General features: G+C 67.8%; 20 protein-coding genes. 7 read left to right on the top strand and 13 right to left on the bottom strand.

Annotated elements, in window-relative coordinates; genetic code table 11:
- Positions 1-60: 60 nt before the first annotated feature.
- The 5 genes from gcvPB to GM656_RS07090 form a co-directional block, all read right to left on the bottom strand.
- Entirely contained in the window at positions 61-1,482 is a 1,422-nt protein-coding gene (gcvPB, locus tag GM656_RS07110) for an aminomethyl-transferring glycine dehydrogenase subunit GcvPB (RefSeq protein ID WP_162412970.1), read from the bottom strand.
- Positions 1,483-1,564: 82 nt separating this feature from the next.
- Positions 1,565-2,905 (bottom strand): aminomethyl-transferring glycine dehydrogenase subunit GcvPA, encoded by a 1,341-nt coding sequence (gcvPA, locus tag GM656_RS07105; protein ID WP_162412969.1) that lies wholly within the window; start codon positions 2,903-2,905, stop codon positions 1,565-1,567.
- A 98-nt stretch (positions 2,906-3,003) separates the two neighbouring features.
- Positions 3,004-3,387, bottom strand: coding sequence for a glycine cleavage system protein GcvH (gene gcvH / locus GM656_RS07100; RefSeq protein WP_162412968.1), 384 nt, complete (start codon positions 3,385-3,387; stop codon positions 3,004-3,006).
- A complete protein-coding gene (gcvT, locus tag GM656_RS07095) occupies positions 3,384-4,475 on the bottom strand; it encodes a glycine cleavage system aminomethyltransferase GcvT (protein WP_162412967.1) in 1,092 nt (363 codons plus the stop codon). Before gcvT ends, gcvH begins: the two co-directional genes overlap by 4 nt.
- A 135-nt stretch (positions 4,476-4,610) precedes the next feature.
- Positions 4,611-5,276, bottom strand: a complete 666-nt coding sequence (locus GM656_RS07090; RefSeq protein WP_241692716.1) for an HD domain-containing protein — start codon at positions 5,274-5,276, stop codon at positions 4,611-4,613.
- A 168-nt stretch (positions 5,277-5,444) separates the two neighbouring features.
- On the opposite strand from GM656_RS07090, the gene GM656_RS07085 reads away from it, so the two are divergent.
- Both GM656_RS07085 and GM656_RS07080 read left to right on the top strand, forming a co-directional pair.
- A complete protein-coding gene (locus GM656_RS07085) occupies positions 5,445-5,897 on the top strand; it encodes an NYN domain-containing protein (RefSeq protein WP_162412965.1) in 453 nt (150 codons plus the stop codon).
- Between the two features lie 71 nt (positions 5,898-5,968).
- Complete coding sequence (locus tag GM656_RS07080) at positions 5,969-6,814, top strand: TatD family hydrolase (RefSeq protein WP_162412964.1); 846 nt, start codon at positions 5,969-5,971, stop codon at positions 6,812-6,814.
- 42 nt (positions 6,815-6,856) lie between these two features.
- On the opposite strand, the gene pstB is transcribed toward GM656_RS07080, so the two are convergent.
- The 4 genes from pstB to GM656_RS07060 all read right to left on the bottom strand — a co-directional run bounded on the left by pstB (position 6,857) and on the right by GM656_RS07060 (position 11,512).
- Positions 6,857-7,735: a phosphate ABC transporter ATP-binding protein PstB gene (pstB, locus tag GM656_RS07075; RefSeq protein WP_162412963.1), complete on the bottom strand. Its 879-nt coding sequence runs from the start codon at positions 7,733-7,735 to the stop codon at positions 6,857-6,859.
- Positions 7,735-8,475: a phosphate ABC transporter permease PstA gene (gene pstA / locus GM656_RS19595; protein WP_394352095.1), complete on the bottom strand. Its 741-nt coding sequence runs from the start codon at positions 8,473-8,475 to the stop codon at positions 7,735-7,737. The genes pstB and pstA overlap by 1 nt, the downstream gene beginning before the upstream one ends.
- Before the next feature lie 906 nt (positions 8,476-9,381).
- Positions 9,382-10,392: a phosphate ABC transporter permease subunit PstC gene (pstC, locus tag GM656_RS07065; RefSeq protein WP_162412961.1), complete on the bottom strand. Its 1,011-nt coding sequence runs from the start codon at positions 10,390-10,392 to the stop codon at positions 9,382-9,384.
- A gap of 85 nt (positions 10,393-10,477) precedes the next feature.
- The gene (locus tag GM656_RS07060; protein WP_162412960.1) at positions 10,478-11,512 is read right to left on the bottom strand and encodes a PstS family phosphate ABC transporter substrate-binding protein; all 1,035 of its coding nucleotides are present in this window, start codon (positions 11,510-11,512) and stop codon (positions 10,478-10,480) included.
- 241 nt (positions 11,513-11,753) lie between these two features.
- Here GM656_RS07060 and GM656_RS07055 point away from each other — a divergent pair, with 241 nt between their 5' ends.
- A complete protein-coding gene (locus tag GM656_RS07055; protein WP_162412959.1) occupies positions 11,754-12,752 on the top strand; it encodes a phosphate uptake regulator PhoU in 999 nt (332 codons plus the stop codon).
- Positions 12,753-12,836: 84 nt separating this feature from the next.
- Here GM656_RS07055 and GM656_RS07050 read toward each other — a convergent pair whose 3' ends face one another.
- Positions 12,837-13,208 carry a 30S ribosomal protein S8e gene (locus GM656_RS07050; protein WP_162412958.1) on the bottom strand — a complete coding sequence of 124 codons (372 nt, stop codon included), beginning with the start codon at positions 13,206-13,208 and terminating at the stop codon, positions 12,837-12,839.
- A 96-nt stretch (positions 13,209-13,304) separates the two neighbouring features.
- On the opposite strand from GM656_RS07050, the gene GM656_RS07045 reads away from it, so the two are divergent.
- A complete protein-coding gene (locus tag GM656_RS07045; protein ID WP_162412957.1) occupies positions 13,305-13,745 on the top strand; it encodes a DUF2240 family protein in 441 nt (146 codons plus the stop codon).
- Positions 13,745-14,101, top strand: a complete 357-nt coding sequence (locus GM656_RS07040; protein ID WP_162412956.1) for a hypothetical protein — start codon at positions 13,745-13,747, stop codon at positions 14,099-14,101. The genes GM656_RS07045 and GM656_RS07040 overlap by 1 nt, the downstream gene beginning before the upstream one ends.
- A gap of 54 nt (positions 14,102-14,155) precedes the next feature.
- Here GM656_RS07040 and GM656_RS07035 read toward each other — a convergent pair whose 3' ends face one another.
- The gene (locus GM656_RS07035) at positions 14,156-14,647 is read right to left on the bottom strand and encodes a hypothetical protein (RefSeq protein WP_162412955.1); all 492 of its coding nucleotides are present in this window, start codon (positions 14,645-14,647) and stop codon (positions 14,156-14,158) included.
- A 121-nt stretch (positions 14,648-14,768) separates the two neighbouring features.
- Between GM656_RS07035 and pyrF the strand changes: the two genes are divergently transcribed.
- Positions 14,769-15,608, top strand: coding sequence for an orotidine-5'-phosphate decarboxylase (gene pyrF, locus GM656_RS07030; protein WP_162412954.1), 840 nt, complete (start codon positions 14,769-14,771; stop codon positions 15,606-15,608).
- A gap of 1 nt (position 15,609) precedes the next feature.
- Here pyrF and GM656_RS07025 read toward each other — a convergent pair whose 3' ends face one another.
- On the bottom strand, positions 15,610-15,810 hold the full coding sequence (locus tag GM656_RS07025) for a hypothetical protein (protein WP_162412953.1): 201 nt from the start codon (positions 15,808-15,810) through the stop codon (positions 15,610-15,612).
- Positions 15,811-15,909: 99 nt separating this feature from the next.
- On the opposite strand from GM656_RS07025, the gene GM656_RS07020 reads away from it, so the two are divergent.
- Entirely contained in the window at positions 15,910-17,013 is a 1,104-nt protein-coding gene (locus GM656_RS07020; RefSeq protein ID WP_162412952.1) for a site-2 protease family protein, read from the top strand.
- 33 nt (positions 17,014-17,046) lie between these two features.
- On the opposite strand, the gene GM656_RS07015 is transcribed toward GM656_RS07020, so the two are convergent.
- On the bottom strand, positions 17,047-17,697 hold the full coding sequence (locus GM656_RS07015; RefSeq protein ID WP_162412951.1) for a hypothetical protein: 651 nt from the start codon (positions 17,695-17,697) through the stop codon (positions 17,047-17,049).
- Positions 17,698-17,782 lie beyond the last annotated feature (85 nt).

Genomic DNA, 17,782 nt, shown 5'->3' with positions numbered 1-17,782 from the left:
CCTACTCGGTGGCCTGATATATACACTCGGGCGAGAGTATCAGATGTCGAAATCGGCCGACTACGCGTCGTCGAGGGCCTGCCAGGAGAGCCGAGGGTTCCTGGCGGCGCTGACCTGGTCGATGCGCCTGGCCGCGGGCCGAGACGGCGCCGCGGCGAGCGTCTCGTCGTCCTCGGCGGCCACGGCGTCGAACGCGGCCGCGAGCTGGTCGAGCGACCGCTTCGTCTCGCCCTCGGTCGGCTCGGTCATCAGCGCCTCGTCGACGATTTCGGGCCACTTCGTCGTCGGCGGGTGGACGCCGTAGTCGAGCATCCGCTTCGCTGCGTCGGCCGCGTCCTGCTCGCCCGCGCTCGCGACGAACTCGTGGTGGAACGGGCCGAAGGGCACGTCGTAGTCGATCTGCTCGGCGAGGTAGTTCGCGTTCAGCACGGCCTTGGCGCTGGCGTCTCGCAGGCCGGCGTCGCCGAGTCGGGCGATGTAGGCGAACGCCTTGACCAGCACCGGCCAGTTGCCGTAGAAGCCGTGGACCTTGCCGATCGACGCCTCTGGCTCGTAGTACTCGTAGTTCCCATCGCGCTCCCTGACGTGGGGATTCGGCAGGAACCGCGCCAGCCCCTCGCGGACGCCGACCGGCCCGGCTCCTGGCCCACCCCCGCCGTGGGGCGTGGCGAACGTCTTGTGGACGTTGTAGTGCATCACGTCGAAGCCCATGTCGCCGGGACGAGCGCGCCCCAGCAGCGCGTTGAGGTTCGCGCCGTCGTAGTACAGCAGTCCGCCCGCGTCGTGGACGAGGTCCGCGATCTCCTCGATGTCGCGTTCGAACAGCCCGAGCGTGTTGGGGTTCGTGAGCATCAGCGCGGCGGTGTCGTCGCCGACCGCGGCGGCGAGCGCCTCGGTGTCGACGCGGCCGTCGTCGTCGCTCGGCAGCTCGACCACCTCGTAGCCGGCCATCGCCGCCGTCGCGAAGTTCGTCCCGTGGGCGGAGTCCGGAATGACGACCTCCCGGCGCTCCTCGTCGTTGGCCTCGTGGTAGGCCTTCGCGATTTCGATGCCGGTGAACTCGCCGGCCGCGCCCGCCGGCGGCTGGAGGGTGACGGCGTCCATTCCGCCGATGCGACCGAGGTAGTCCTGCAGGCGGTGACACAGCGCTAGCGTCCCCTGGACCGTCGCGTCTGGGCGGTCCGGGTGGATCGCGGCGTCGGGTCGAGCGGCCACGTCCTCCGTGAACGAGGGGTTGTACTTCATCGTACAGGAGCCGAGCGGGAACGGCCCGCTCTCGACGCCGTAGTTCATCTGCGAGAGGCGCGTGTAGTGACGCGCCAGTTCCGGCTCGGCCGGGTCCGGGAGCGTGAGCGAATCCCGCGTCAAGTCGTCGGGTAACGCCGCGTCCTCGATCTCGACCGTCTCGTTCGCCTTCTCCGAGAGCAGCGGCTCATAGCGGTCGTCGCCGTCGTCGGTCCAGCGGGCCTGGTCGTATTTCACGCGAGACACCTCCGTGTCGAGCGTGAAGCTCGTGGGACGCGGTTTGTCCCACGGTGGTTCGCCGAACGCAGTGAGGCGGGCGTCACTTCGCCACCTCCGACAGCGCCGCGACGAGGCCGTCCTCGGCCTCGGCGGTAGTCTCCGTGGCGCAGACCTGGATCAGGTGCTCGCCGACCTCGCTGACGGCGTACCCCTCGTCGAGGAGGTCGCCCGCGACGGCGCTCGCCGGCTGGTCGGTGCGGGCGACGAACTCCCGGAAGTGGTGGCGGTCGTGGACCGGGGCCTGCAGGCCGACGACCTCGTCGAGGCGGGCGGCGAGGTCGCGGGGCCGCGTCACGCACTCGTTCGCGAGGTCGACCAGCCCGTCGGGGCCGAGCCACGCGGCGTGCATCGCGGTCCGGAGCGCGACCCACGCCTGGTTCGTGCAGATGTTCGAGGTGGCCCGTTCCTTGCGGATGTGCTGTTCGCGGGTCTGGAGCGTCAGCGTGTACGCGCGGCGGTCTGCGGCGTCCTCGCTGGCTCCGACGAGCCGGCCGGGGACCTGGCGTAGGTACTCCTCGCGCGTGACGAACATCCCGAGACCGAACCCGTAGGCCGTGCCGGTGCCGAGCGAGCCGGCGTCGCCGACGACCACGTCCGCGCCCACGTCGACCGGTCGCTCCAGCAGGGACAGCGCCACCGGGTCGGAGCCGAGACAGAACAGCGCGTCGTGGTCGTCGGCGAGGTCGCCGATCGCCCCGAGGTTCTCCTCGACGACGCCCCGGACCGTCGGCGTCTCGGCGTAGACCATCGCCGTCTCGCTGTCGATGGCGTCCGCGAGTGCGTCGACGTCGACGGCCCCGTCGTCCATCGGATAGGACTCGACCGACAGTCCCGGACCGTCAGCGTAGTTCGCGAGCACGGCGCGCTTCCCCTCGCGGAGGTGGCCGGGCACCAGAATCCGGTCGCCTGAGACCGAACGCACGCGCTGAGAGAGCGTCGCGGCCTCGCCGAGCGCCGTCGCGTCGTCGTACATCGAGCAGTTGGCGACGCCGAGTCCCGTGAGTTCGACCAGCATCGACTGGTACTCGAACAGCGCCTGCAGGAAGCCCTGTGCGACCTCCGGCTGGTACTGCGTGTACGAGGTCAGGAACTCCGAGCGGCCGGCGAGGTCGTCGACCACGCTCGGAACGTAGTGGTCGTAGTGGCCTCGACCGAGGAACTCGGTGAGGTCCGCGTTCCGTCGGAGCAGGCGCGCCACCTCGCGCTTCGTCTCTCGCTCGCTCCGGGCGTCGATGCCGAACTCGCCGTCGAAGGCGACGCTCTCGGGCACGTCGAACAGCGATTCGAGGTCGGCAGCGCCCACCGCGTCGAGCATCGCCGTCGTCTCCGCGGCCGTCTGCGGCGCGTACGGACTGCCGCGCTCTGTCTCACGCTCGCTCATGGGAAGTCCACTCACCAGGGCCAAAAGACATGCTACCCGCTCGTAGCGGCCGTGCCTACATTAGGCTACTCCTTCCTCCTATGCAACACGAGGCGACCTCACTCGATCTGGTCGCGGTAGTCAGCCGGCGAGAGCAGGTCGTCGAGTTCGCTCTCGTCCGTGAGGTCGATTTCGAGCATCCAGCCGTCGCCGTAGGGGTCCTCGTTCAGCAGTTCCGGTTCGTCCCGGAGCCGGTCGTTGACCGCCGTGACCGTCCCGGAGACGGGGGCGTACACGTCCGAGACGGCCTTGATCGATTCGACGACGCCGAAGTCCTCGCCGGCGGTCAGCTCGGCCCCCTCGTCGGGCAGTTCGACGAACACCACGTCGCCGAGTTCGTCCTGCGCGAAGTCCGAGATGCCGATTTCGGCGGTCGCGTCCGTCGCGCGGACCCACTCGTGGGTGTCCAGGTATCGCAGGTCGTCGGGAACGTCGAAGCTCATCTGTCGAGGAATGGCGTGCTCCTGGTACGTGCTTTCTTCGGTTCCCCGCGAACCACGACGCGGACGGCCGTGTCCGGTTCGGCGTGGGCCACCGAGACGTAGCCGAGCGCGATCGGCTCCCCCAGCGTCGGGCTCATCGTCCCGCTGGTGACGCGACCGATCGGCTCGCCGTCCGGCGTCGTCACCTCGTAGCCGTGTCGCGGGACGCCCCGGTCGATCAGTTCGATGCCGACGAGCTTCTCGTCCGGCCCCTCCGCTTCGACGGCCTCCAGCGCGTCGCGGCCGACGAACTCCGTGTCGAGCTTGACGGTCCAGCCGATGCCTGCCTCGTAGGGCGTCCGGGGGTCCTCGGTCGGGTGGAAGTCCTGCCCGGAGAGCAGGAAGCCCATCTCCAAGCGGAGGGTGTCGCGCGCGCCGAGGCCGCAGGACTGGCACTCGAGCGCGCCCCAGACCGTCTCGGCCGAGGACCACGGACAGAGCACCTCGAAGCCGCGCTCTCCGGTGTATCCGGTCCGCGCGACGAGCGACTCGATGCCGGCGACCGTCCCCGAAACCACCTCGAACCGGGTGAGGTCGCCGAGGGCCACGTCCGTCTCGGCCGCCAGCAGATCGGGAGCCTCGGGACCCTGTACGGCGATCATGGCGTACTCCTCGGTCCGGTTCGTCACCGCGGCGTCGAGGCCGCGGTCGTCGCGCTCGGTGAGCCACCGCTCCGTCATCTCCCCGTCGTGGCCCGCGTTGGGGACGAACAGGTAGTCGTCGTCAACGCCGTCGGGGAGCCGGTAGACGACGGTGTCGTCGAGCATGACCCCGTCCGCGTCGGTGATCGCCGCGTACTGCGCCTCGCCGGGGTCGAGCGCGGACACATCGTTCGTCGTCAGCCGCTGTGTCAGCGCCGCGGCATCCGGGCCGGAGACCGTGACCTGGCCCATGTGCGAGACGTCGAACTTCCCGACCGCCTCGCGGACGGCCTCGTGTTCGGCCCTGATCGAGTCGAACTCGACGGGCATCTCCCACCCACCGAAATCGGTGAGCGAGGCGTCCGTTCGCGCGTGCGACCCCGAGAGCGGCGAAGACCGCAGTGTCATACCGAATAGCACACGCCGAGCGGTCTTACCGTTTGGCCTCGATGGAATCCATAAACCATATGCGGCGATAGCAAATCGCCCTGCGCAGAGAGTGGCCCGTTTCGATCAACGCCGCCCAGAAGCGCCAGAGACGGCTTATCGGGTCGCGTCCGGCCCGATTTCGCCGCGGAACCGCTCGAAGAAGTCCACCACGTACTCCCAGCGCGACGCGCCGAGCCGCTGCGCGGGCTCGGTGTGGAGCGCGGTCAGCCGCTCGCTCGCCCACTCCCGGAGGAGCGACGCGTCCCGCTGGTCTGCGGTCGCCTTCCGGACAGCCGTCGCGTCGTCGATGACGGCGTATCTCCCGCCCGATCGCTCTGACCGTTCACCGACGATGGCGGCGAGACGGACGATACCGACCGCTCCGATGGCGTCCAGTTTGTCGGCGTCGAAGAGCAGTTTCGCCTCGATGCGTTCGGGGTCGGGCGAACTCGACCGAATGCTGTGCGTTCGGAGGCAGTGCTGGACTGCGGTGAGTCGCTCCGTCGTGACGTTTTCCGTTCCGAGCAGTTCCCCGACCTCCCGGGCCGCCCACCGACCGTGGTCGTCGATCTCGCCGGTCCGTTCGAGCGGCCGGCCGATGTCGTGGAGCCACGCCGCGGCGGCGAGGAGCTCCTCGTCGATCGGGCTATCCACGTCGGCGGCCAGTCGGAGCGCCAGGTCGCGGACCCGGTTCGCGTGGAACTCGTCGTGGGCGGGAAGGGCGTCCTCGTAGTAGGGCAGTGCGAGCGCTCGCGCGCGGGAACTGAATTCAGGGGACACAAATTGGTCTGCGTCCAGTGGTTCCAAATTGGTTGTGGGGCGTGGAATAGCTCTCCGACGCACTCTCCTGGGCCGGTCGCGCGCCGACATCCGAGCGCTTTGATATAGCTGTTATCAGTTTATTCTCCGAAACGGCACGCATAAACACCTCAGCGGGAAACAGCGTCTATGAAGCTGCTTCGACGGATTTCCGGCGCGGACGAGTCGCGGACGCGGGTGGGGCTATTCGTGGACGGACCGAACGTGCTTCGGGGGGAGTTCGACGTGGACCTGGACGAGGTTCGCGAACTGGCCGAGACGTACGGCCCGCTGGCGCTGACTCGCCTCTACGTCGACCAGAACGCGTCGCCGGGGCTCATCCAGGCCGCCGAAGCGCGGGGGTTCGAGGTCGTCATCACCAGCGGCGACGTGGACGTGCGCCTCGCCGTCGACGCGACGGAAGCCGTCGTCGACGGACAGATCGACGTGCTGGTCGTCGCCTCGCGGGATACGGACTTCAAGCCCGCGCTGGAGGTGGCCGGCAGAGAGGGCGTCCGGACCGTCGCCGTCGCGCCGGGCGAGTACGGTCGGTCGGACGCGCTCGGGAACGCCGCCGACGAGGCGGTGACGCTCGGCGAGTGAGCGGCGGTCGGTCGTCGTTGCGGACGGCCGAGTCGGCAAGTGTTTTCTCCGGGCGCGTCCGTGTGCCGCGTATGGACATCGACGACACGCCGGTGCTGGACAATCACCTCCACCTCGACCCGGTCAACGGCCGGAACGTCGAGGCGGCCGCGGAGTTCGCCGACCACGGCGGGACGCACCTGCTGGTTCTCAACAAGCCCTCCTGGCACCTCGTCGAGAAGGCCACCGATGAAGCGACGTTCCGGGAGGTGTTCGACCTGACCGTCGAGGCGGCCGCCGACGCGTCGGACGTACTCGACGGGCGGGCGTGGCCGGTACTGGGCGTCCACCCGGCGCTCGTCTCGAAACTGGTCGGCGACGGCCACACGCCCGAGGAGGCCCGCGACGTCATGCAGGCCGGCCTCGACGTGGCGGCGGAGTACGTCGCCGAGGGACGTGCGCTCGCGATGAAGTCCGGGCGGCCCCACTACGAGGTGGACGACGCGGTCTGGGCGGCCTCGAACGAGGTTATGCGTCACGGCTTCGAGCGGGCCGCCGAGGCGGGCTGTGCGATACAGCTCCACACCGAAGGCGGTGAGGACTTCGAGGAGGTCGCGCAGTGGGCCGAAGAACGCGGCCTCGACCGCACGCAGGTCGTCAAGCACTACTCGGGCGGTCGGCTCACCGGCCCGGTCAAGTCGGTGCTGGCCGACAAGGACGAAGTGGAGATCGCGGTCGCCGAGGACGAGCCGTTCCTGATGGAGACGGACTACATCGACGACCCGGACCGGCCCGGCGCGGTGCTCGGCCCGAAGACCGTGCCACGGCGCGTCCGCTGGCTGCTGGAGAACGGCCACGACGACGCGGTGCGGACGGCCCACGTCGAGACGCCCAAATCGGTGTACGGCATCGACACCGAGGCGACGCTGGAGCGGTGAGCGGCACGGAGGCGTAGACGGATACAGGGCCGCGAAAACCGGCTATCCGAATTTGCCGGTGATGTAGTCCTCGACGCGCTGGCTCTCGGGGTTCTCGAAGATCTTGTCGGTGTCGTCGAACTCCACGAGTTCGCCGCCGGTGAGGAAGACGGCCGTCTTATCGGAGATGCGGGCCGCCTGCTGCATGTTGTGCGTGACGATGACGACCGTGTACTCCGTGGCCAGTTCCTCGATGAGGTCCTCGATTTGCGAGGTGGCGATGGGGTCGAGCGCCGAGGCCGGCTCGTCCATCAGGATGACTTCGGGGTCGACGGCGATGGCGCGCGCGATGCAGAGGCGCTGTTGCTGGCCGCCCGAGAGGTCCAGCGCGGAGTCGTCGAGGCGGTCGCTCACCTCGTCCCACAGCGCGGCCTTCTTCAGCGAGCGCTCGACGACCTCGTCCATGTTCTCCGTCTTGTCCTGGATGCGCAGGCCGTAGGCGACGTTGTCGTAGATGCTCTTTGGGAAGGGGTTGGGGTGCTGGAACACCATCCCGATCCGGCGGCGGAGCGCCACCGGGTCCACGTCGGTGTCGTAGACGTTCTTCCCCTTGAAGGTGAGCGACCCCTCGACGCGGGCGATGTCGATGAGGTCGTTCATGCGGTTGATACACCGGAGGAACGTCGACTTGCCACAGCCCGACGGGCCGATCATGGCCGTCACCTGGTTCTCCGGGATGGCCAGGTCGATGTTCTGGAGCGCCTGGGTCTCGCCGTAGAACACGTCGAGGTCCCGCGACTCGATGACGGTCCCGGCGCCCGTCTGGGCCACCGAGCCCCGGTCGTCGTTCTCGTCGAGCCCGCCTTTCCCGGGGTCGGTCGTCACGAGAGAGTCGTCGTCGGTCTCAGCCTCGGTCTCACTGGCCATGTCCTGTGAAGTCATTAGTTCGCCTCCTGTTGATATTTGTTGCGTACGAGTATCGCGACGGAGTTCATCGTCAGCATGACGATGAGTAGCGTCACCACGCCGGCCGCGACGACGCCGTACCGGAAGTCCTCGCCGGGCAGGAACGCCCACGCGTAGATCTGCATCGGCATCGCCGTGAGCTTGCTGAACAGGCCCGCTGGCGGCGAGAACTTCGTCGTCGCCGCTCCGATCATGATGAGCGGGGCCGTCTCGCCGATGGCCCGACCGAGCGCCAGGATCGTCCCGGTGAGGATGCCCGGCAGCGACCGCGGCAGGACGACGTTCCGAATCGTCTGCCAACGGGTCGCACCCATCCCGTAGGACGCCTGGCGCAGGGAACTGGGCACGGATCGGATCGCCTCCTGCGCGGAGATGATGACGATCGGAAGGATGAGCAAGGAGAGCGTCAGCGCTGCGGTGAACACCGTCCCGACGCCGAATCCGCCGTAGGTGAGCGGGCCCAGTTGCGCCTCGATGTTCACGAAGATGCCGAGGCCAAGCAGCCCGTAGACGACCGAGGGGACGCCGGCGAGGTTCGAGATGTTGACGTTGATGATCCGGGTGGCCGTGCCGAGGACGCCGTTGTCCGGCGCGTACTCCTCGAGGTAGATGGCCGCGCCGACGCCGAACACGAAGGTGAAGACGCTCACCAGGACGATGAGGAATATCGACCCGATGATCGCGGGGTACAGCCCCGCTTCCGCTGCGTTCGAGATCGACGGACTGCTGGTGAGGTACTGCCAGTCGAGCCACGGCGAGGGCTTCGTCGCACCGATGGCGTCGACGATAGCGCCCCCGGCCAGGAAACCGGCGACCGCGATGACCGGCAACGCGAACGCCGACCGACGTTCGCGCGTGCGGGCCGTGTTGGCGACCGCGTAGCCGACCGGGAGGCCGAGCATGACGAGCGCGATGAGCCACACGGACCGAGAGATCGCGGGGACGGTGTCGACGAGCGGGACGGCGACGACCGCCAGGGCCGGGAGGGCGACGCCGATACCGAGGCTCAGACGGCGCGACGCGTCGAATCGTTCGGCGGCCAGGAACGCCGCCAGCGCCGCACCAGGGATCACGAGCGAGAGGAAGTACACCCCGGGCGACCCGAGCAGGGAACCGAGTGTCGTCAGAATGCCCAGTCCGAGCGTGCCGACGACGGGGCCGGCGACGAGCGTGAGGAGCATCGCCAGCCCGACCCAGGTCGCCTCGCGTTCGTACTGGCCGTAGACGAACAGCGCCAGCAGCGGTCCGACGACGGTCAGGAAGTACGCGAACCACACCGCGGGGCTCGCGATGATGGAGAGGATGATCACCGATGCGACGGTCAGCATGACGCCGGCGAGCGTCAGGCTGAACAGTTCGAACGCCCCGGCGACCACTTCTGGTCTCGTCCGCGCGTACGCGAAGAACGCCAACAGCGGGACCAGGAGCGTCCCCGTGTAAGCCAGATACCAGCCGGTTCCGGCGCTCTCTAAGCCGAGCGCGTCCCAGAACACGTACGCCAGCAACACGCCCAGCGCGAGGATGCCGACGATCGACGCGACGAACGAGACGTACTTGAAGACGATTCCCTTGATCCTGCTGACCTCGCCGAACTCCGTCTGTGTGGGTGCTTTCGTGGCCATTTACTCGTATTCCTCCCGGTAGCGCCTCGCCACGAGGTCGCTGACGACGTTCATCGCGAGCGTGATGACGAACAGCGTCAGTCCGATGGCGAACAGCGACTTGTAGGCGGTCGACCCGCCCGAGATGTCGCCGCTGGCGATATCGATCATCGCCACGGTCATCGTCGCGGAGCTCTCGGTGAACAGCGAGAGGATGTCCGTGGGTGCGACGTAGGGGACGCCGAAGGCCTGCTGGACCGGCGGGATGTCCGGCGGCTGGGACCCGGCGGCCAGCACGACGGCCATCGTCTCGCCGATGGCCCGCGAGATGGCCAGAATGAACGACGAGGCGATGCCGGAGACGGCCGCCGGAACGACGATGGTCACGGAGACGTTGAACTTCGTCGCGCCGAGCCCGTAGCCCGCCTGACGAAGCGAGTCGGGGACCGAGTTCATCGCGTCCTCGCTGATAGAGGAGACCATCGGGATGATCATGATGCCGACGACGACCGACGCCGAGAGGCCGTTGAACAGTCCGAGCCGCGAGATTTCGGTTCCGAGTGCGCCGTTGAGAACGCCGATAGCAGCGTTCAGCGCCGGAGTGATGTAGACGATCGCGAAGTAGCCATAGACGACGGTCGGCACGCCGGCGAGGACTTCGAGCATCGGTTTGAGGACCGACCGCGTCCGCTTGCTCGCGTACTCGCTGAGGTAGATTGCCGTCAGCACGCCGATCGGGAGCGCGATGAGGGCCGCGCCGAACGTGATGAGGAGCGTCCCGAGAATAAGGGGCAGCACGCCGAAGGAAACGGGTTCGAGATTGGGACTGAACTCCGTACCGGTCAGGAACTCGAGGATCGGGTACTCGGCGAAGAACTGCGAAGCGTCGAGCACCAGCACCGCGATGATACTGACCGTCGTCAGGACAGACAGAACGGCACAGCCCGCCAGCGCGTACTTGTATGCCGACTCACGGACCGACCTGAATCCCCGGTCCCCCGACAGGTCCGGAGTCTGTCCCTCGCTACTCATCGTGTTGTAGGCTCATTTCTGCGTATCTCGGGAAAAAGCACTCGGAATGTATCCGTATCTCTCTATCGTCTATATAGCGGTCTCGTTACTGGACCTCGGAGATGACCTGGTTCAGCGCTTCGAGTTCGGACTGCATCGTCTCCTCGGTCTTCGGCACGAACCCGATCTGTTCGGAGACCAGGTCGGCGTTGGCGCTCTGCTCGACGTAGAAGCGAGCGAACTCGGCGATGTGCTCCTCCGCGAGCGCCTCCTTTCGCGGGTAGGTAAAGAGCGGGCGCGAGAGGGGCTTGTACTCGCCGGCCTTGGCCGATTCGATGGACGGCTTCACGCAGCCGTTGCCGTTGTCGATGCCGAGCGCCTTCACCGCGCTCTGGTTGCCCTGGTAGTACGCGAAGCCGAAGTAACCGATGCCGTACTGGTCCTGCTGGACGCCCTGGAGGATGAGGTTGTCCTTCTCGGTGGCCTCGTAGTTACCGGTGTGGTTCGCCTCCTCACCGAGGATGGCCTCGTTGAAGTAGTCGAAGGTCCCCGAGGTGTCCGCCGCGCCGAAGCGCTTGATCGGCTCGTCGGGCCAGTCTGCGTTCACGTCCGCCCACGTCGAGGCCCCGTCGGCCCGCCAGATCTGGCGGAGCTGGTCCGGCGTCATGCAGTCCACCCAGTCGTTCTCGGTGTTGACGATGACGGTCAGCGCGTCCGTCGCCACGTTGATCTCGTGGTACTCGACGCCGTTCTCCGAACAGAGATCCTGTTCGGACTGCGTGATCGGCCGCGAGGCGTTGTTGAAATCGGAGTTGCCGACGCAGAAGTGATTGCTGAACCCACCGCCGGAGCCGGTCGGCGAGAGGCTGATGTCGACCTGGTCGTGTTCCTTCTGGAACTCGTTTCCGATAGCCGTCGCGAGCGGGTAGACGGTGCTACTCCCGGTAAGCGTGATCTCGCCCGAGAGCTGCCCCCCCGCGCTGTCGGTGCTGCCGCCCGCACTGGTGCCGGTTCCAGAGCCGGAACCCGATCCCGACCCCGAGGACTGCTCCGTACAGCCGGCCAACGCCAGCGCTCCCAGCGCACCGGAGCTTGTCAGAAAGCGACGACGCGAGAGTCCACCGCTCGGTGAGTCTGTCATCACCCGTACGGAGATGAAGGATGGGTAAGTACCCTACTATTAGCGCTATATCCGGGTACAAGGACTATATACTACTATATATCTCACTCTTAAGCAAATGTGAGTAGTGACCATGAAACAGACCACCATGGTAAACGGGGAGCGGTCGAGCACTCCGTTCGAGGCCGCTCGAATCTGGACGACAGTTCCGGTATATAGTTACAGACCCTTTTATGCACCCAGAGTGAATATCAGTAGCAATATGGAGACACGGAAGGTCCAACTGACGGGCGGGTCCACGTACACCGTCTCGCTCCCCAAGGAGTGGGCGACCGAGAACGACGTAAGCGCCGGCAGTGTCGTGGAGTTCTACGCCGAGGACGACCTGCTGCTGGCCTCGCCACAGCGCGAGAACGACCACGTCGAGGGGTCGCTCGACATCACCGGCATCGAGAACCGTCACGAACTCACGCGCGCGGTGATGACGATGTACGTCAGCGGCTTCGACATCATCCGTCTGGAGGCCGCTCGCATCACGGCCGAACAGCGCCGCGTCATCCGCGACGCCACTCAGGGCCTCGTCGGCCTCGAAATGATCGAGGAGACCTCGGATCGGGTCGTCCTGCAGGACCTGCTCGACTCCTCGGAACTCTCCGTTCTCAACGCCATCACGCGAATGCGTCTGGTCTCGCTGACCATGCTTTCCGACGCCGTCGAGGCCCTCATCGAGGACGACGACGACCTCGCCCAAGACGTGATGCAGCGCGACGACGACGTCGACCGCCTCTGGTACATGGTCTCGCGCGTCTTCCGCACCGTCCTCCGGAATCCAACCGCCGCCAACGAAATCGGCTTCCCCCGCGAGACCGTCTTCGACTACCAGTCGAGCGCCCGCCAGCTCGAACGCATCGCCGACCACGCCACCAAGATCGCCGGCCTCGCACAGGAGACCGGCGAGATCACCGGCGAGACCGCCGACCTGCTCGACGAACTCGCGGACGAGGCCACGTCGGTCTCGGAGCAGGCGATGGACGCGCTGTTGACCGACGATTCGGACGAGGCGGTCGAACTCGCCAACGACGCCCGCGCCCGGATCCCCGCCGTCGACGAGACCGCCCGCGAGGTCGACAGTCGAGTCAGGGAGCAGGACCCCCAGAGCGCACAGCTGCTGGGTCGCGTCGTCGACTCGCTGTCGCGGACCGCCGACTACGGCGGCAACATCGCAGAGAGCGCCCTGCAAAAGGCCGCGCCGCGGCCGTGAGTGGGCGACAGCGACCGCTGTAGTCCTGACGAGGCGTAGCCGTCGCTGTTCACGGTGCGAAGCGGCAGAAGTCAGCGGTTCGGATTACTCGACGAGGACGGCGTTGACCTGACCGTCCTGCCCGGGTCGGGAGGTCACGCGTGCCTGCCCTTCCGAGGTGTCGACGATGGCGCCCTTCGTGATGATGTTCCGGCGGGCGTAGTTGGGGTTCGAGGGGTTCTCGACGACGTTCTCGATGGTCGCCTCGGTCGTGTCGGCCCCGTCAGCGACGCTCGCCACGTCGGTGGAGACGGCGCGAATTTTCTGCGTGTTGCCGCGGGCGTCGACGACTTTCAGGCGCTGCTCGCCGACCTGCGTCTCGGTGGTCTCGTTGCCGAGTTCGTGCTTCTTCTTCTTGTGGTTCGGTCGTCGGCGACCGCCTGTACGCTTGCGAGGGGAGCGTCCCTGGTCTTTCATACGGGAGGGAAGACCCAGTAGCTACTTGAACCGTTCGATGCGGACTCGCGGGCGGCATCGTAATCGTTACCCTCGCGCCGCCCGGTCACCCTGACGATGAGTCTGAAGACGGCCGTCGCCGCCCCGTTTCGCCAGCGTGGGACCGACCGGATGGCCGAGAGCGAGTTCGTCGTCGCGCTGTCGCTCGACCGGAACTGGTTCTCGCCGGACCAGGCCAAGACGCTGGTCGACGTGGCGGCCAGCGAGGGTCTCGTCGACCGCGAGGGCGACGACCTCGTCGTCGGGTTCGACGCCAGCGGGACGGAGATTCCCGACGGGTTCGCCCCCGGCGAGGAGATCCTGCAGTCCCGCTCGACGTTCGAGCGGGTGCTCGACGCCGTCGTCGAGGCCGGCATCGAGAAGCAGACCGCCGTCGCGGGCATCAACGCCCTCCAGTCGGAGGTCGGCGTGACGCTCGAAGCCGCCGCCGTCGTCTACGCCCGCAGTGAGGGAGTCGAAGTGGCCGACATCGCCGCCGAGGCGCGGGAGGACCTCTGATGGTCGAGGACCGCATCACAGACGGGCGGCGAATCGCGCAGTTGCTGGCCTCGGAACTCACCGGCCTCGAACGCGGGGCGCTCGCCGACGTGGCCATCGTCGACGCGGACACCGACGTCGAACCCACGCCCGAGGGTGCGGTCGCTTACCGCGTGACGCACGGCGAATCGGAGGTGGCCGTCGTCCGCGTGACGCCGGCGACGGCCCGACTGACGGTGCGGGCCGACATCCGCGGCGTCCCGGACCGCGACGACGTGACCGTCGAGGGGGACACGCTCGTGGCACACAGCGGCGCGGCGGTAAAAGGGCTGGTGGACGCACTGGTCGAGACGCTCGACGCCTATAGTGGCCATTGAAAGTCAATGCACACCCGATCGCACGACGGCAGTGCGATCGGTATGTCAATCGTTTCAATTGTTACTATGGCTGGTCGGCTCGGCGAGCGTCGCGGCCGTCCACGCGACGAATCCGGTGAGGATGAGGACGGTCCCGAACACCGCCGACGTGGCCGCGACGACCAGGACCAGCGCCGGGAGACCGAGCGGGGTCCCGATCGCGAGGACGATGGGCGTGAGCGTGACACAGAGCGAACCGGCCGCGACGGCGCGGCGCTGGGTCTCCGTCAGGTCGATACCGAGGTGAAACAGTGACCCGGGGTCGGGGTCCGGGGCGGCCAGGCCGAGACAGAGCAGCGGGACGCCGATGAACACGAGCGTCGCGGCGACGGCGTTCGACCAGAACGCCCACGCTCCGGTCGTCGGCGCGAGCGACAGCAGCGCACCCACGCCGACCAGCGAGACGCCGCCCGTGAGCCCGAATCGCCGCAGCCGCGGATCCGCGAGCGCCGCGGTCAGATCGGGCAGGGTCTCAGCCACGTGACCGACATCCACGAAACGGTCCATGAGCGGCTTTGGAGACGACCCCGCAAATAGACAGGGGGAATCAGTATCATATCTGATTTTTCCGCCCACGTGGGACGTCGAGAAGGAAACGCTTGTGTCGCTGCCGGTCCGCGCGGTACCTATGCGCTTCTTCGACCGCCTCGCGGACCGCATCGAGACCGCCGATAGCGTGGTCTCCGTCGGGCTGGACCCCGACCCCGACCGACTACCCGACGCCGTCCGCGACGCCGACCTCCCGCGCTGGCAGTTCAACCGCCGGATCATCGACGCGACCCACGAGCACGCCGCCTGCTACAAGCCGAACGCCGCGTTCTACGAGGACCCGGACGGCTGGCGGGCGCTCCGAGAGACCATCGCCTACGCCCACGGGAAGGACGTGCCGGTGCTGCTCGACGCCAAGCGCGGCGACATCGGGAACACCGCGCGCCAGTACGCTCGTGCACTGGACGACAACCACGGGCCGGCCGCCGACGCCATCACCGTCAATCCCTTCCTCGGGCGCGATTCGCTCGAACCGTTCCTCCAGCGCGCCGAGAAGGGCGTGTTCGTCCTCGGGCGCACCTCGAACCCCGGCGGCGAGGACTTACAGGACCTCGAACTGGCCTCCGGGGAGACGCTGTACGAGCGCGTCGTCCACCTCGCTGACCTCTGGAACCGCAACGGCAACGTCGGCCTCGTCGTCGGCGCGACCAACCCCGACGAACTCGAATCAATCCGCGAACTGGTCCCCGACATCCCGTTCCTCGTCCCCGGCGTCGGCGCGCAGGGCGGCGACGCGGAGGCGGCGGTCGAACACGGACTCGCCGACGGCGTCGGCCTCGTCAACTCCTCGCGGGGCATCATCTTCGCCGGCGAGGACGCGGCTACCCGAGGCGGTCGCGGCGACGCCGGCGACGCGTTCTTCGACGCCGCAGGCCAGTCGGCCAAACAGTTGAAACAGCGGCTGAACCAGTTCCGGTAGCTCAGAAGCGGTACGTGTCGACGCCGTCCGGCGCGTCCTCCGGTACTCGTCGGTCGTCCGGTCGACCGGCTTCGGCCGCGCACTCGACGCACAGGCCGGTGTCTTCGTTCCAGTGGTCGTCGCACACGAGCTGTCCGCACCGATCACAGCCGTGATCCACGTCGGGGCGTCCGCAGAGCTCGCACAGTCCCGCTACGCTCATGCTAATAGATAGCACGGGTTCCGGCTTGAGTCTTCGGCTTGCGAACGCGGGCAGCGCGTGGCAAACAGGTTCAAACCGATAGAACACCAACAGGAGGTAATGGCGACCGAGTCCGCGCCGCCGGAGCTCCCCGATCCGGAGACGCTCGCCGACACCTTCCGCGTGTACGAGGTCGACATGTCGGCCGACGACGGCGTGCGGTACTACGGTGAACCGGTGGCCGAGTCCGAACAGGTCCTCCACAGCGTCGCACCGACGTTCCGGCGACGGGGCTACCGCGTCGCGCTCAAAGAGGAGACGGGCGAGCACGTTCTCGTCGCGCGGGAGCGCTCGCTCGGCGTCGACGGCGTTCCCTGGACGAACGTCGCGTTCGCCGTCCTCACGCTGCTCTCGACGCTGTACGCCGGGACCCGCTGGTACGGGCTGTCCGTGACAGAGGATCCGACGGCGCTGCTCGCGGCGTGGCCGTTCGCCGCGGCGGCGCTCGGCATCCTCGCGGTCCACGAGTTCGGCCACTACGTCATGAGCCGCCACCACCAGGTGGAGGCGAGCCTGCCGTACTTCCTGCCGTTCCCGAACCTGCTCGGGACGCTCGGCGCGGTCATCCGCATGAACGACACCATCCCGGACCGGAAGGCGCTGTTCGACATCGGCGTCGCCGGGCCGCTGGCCGGCCTCGCCGCGACGGTCGTCGTGACGGCCGTCGGCGTGACGCTCCCGCCGGTCGAGCTGTCGGGCGGCCTCGTCACGCACGTCGAACTCGGCTACCCACTCCTGTTGCAGGGCGTCGCTGCGGCGATGGGCGAGCCGCTGACGTACGCGAACCCGCTCCTGTCGCCGAACCCGGTCGTCATCGGCGGCTGGGTCGGGGCGTTCGTGACGTTTCTGAACCTCCTGCCCGTCGGGCAACTGGACGGGGCGCACGTCGCCCGGTCGCTGTTCGGCGACCGCCTCTCCGCGGTCCAGATCGCCGTCCCGCTCGCCATGTTCGGCCTCGCTGGCTACCTCGTCGCCTTCGAGGGCGGTCGCGCGGCCGGCGTGTGGGCGTTCTGGGGGCTGCTGGCGCTCGTCTTCGGCCGGCTGGGATCGGCGCGACCGGTCGACGAGACCGGACTCGGACCCGGCCGCTGGGCGGTCGGGCTGCTGACGTTCGTCCTCGGGATGCTGTGTTTCGTTCCCGTTCCGGTCGTCATCACGCTGTAGCGCCGGACCGGTCCGTCGCGAAACTGACGGCGCTCAGATACCGTACGGGTCGTACGCGGGCCGCGTGTCCCCCGCGTCGGGCAGGTCGTAGCGGTCCTTGAAATCCGCGAGTCGCTCGTCGGCGTCGGCCGTGAACAGCGCGGCGACGCCGTAGGGAAGCGAGTACGCGTCGGCGTCCGGCGGATCGGGGTCGACGAAGACGGCGTCGGTCGGCGGCGCGCCCGCACTGGGCAGTTCGGTCAGGAGGTCCTCCATCGGGACGAGTCCGGTGAGCACGCTCGGGACGAAGGCGCCGCCGGGGAGCGGCCCGCGCGGCTGGACGAAGCACTCGCCGACCGGTTCGCCGCCTTCAGTGAGCACGACGCTCGCGGGGCGGTCGAGACCCTGTTCCCAGCATTCGGTCGCCTCTGGCGGCGGCTCGGCGTCGACTGCGAAGTCCATGGCGACGCGGTCGACGCGCTCGACGGCCAGCAGTGACCACGCCTCCTCGGCGTCTGCGGGGTCACCGCCCAGCGTCGCCTCGACCAAGTCGCCGGTCCGGAGGGCGTCGACGGTCGACTGGCGCTCGCCGTAGCCAGACTGGTACACCGTGTAGAGCCGCGTCGCCTCGGTGTCGAACAGATTGATGTGCGGAACCGCCTCGACGACGCGGTAGACCCGGAACCGACCCGTGCGCTCGTCCATATCCGACCGATGGGCTCGACGGTCAAGACTCGTTGGGCTATCGTAGCCGTTGGAAGTCAGTGTACGCCCGATCGCACGATTGCAG

This window comes from Haloarcula salina (assembly GCF_010119195.1).
In the GTDB taxonomy this organism is placed as follows: domain Archaea; phylum Halobacteriota; class Halobacteria; order Halobacteriales; family Haloarculaceae; genus Haloarcula; species Haloarcula salina.
This window is presented reverse-complemented; position numbering and strand designations above follow the sequence as displayed.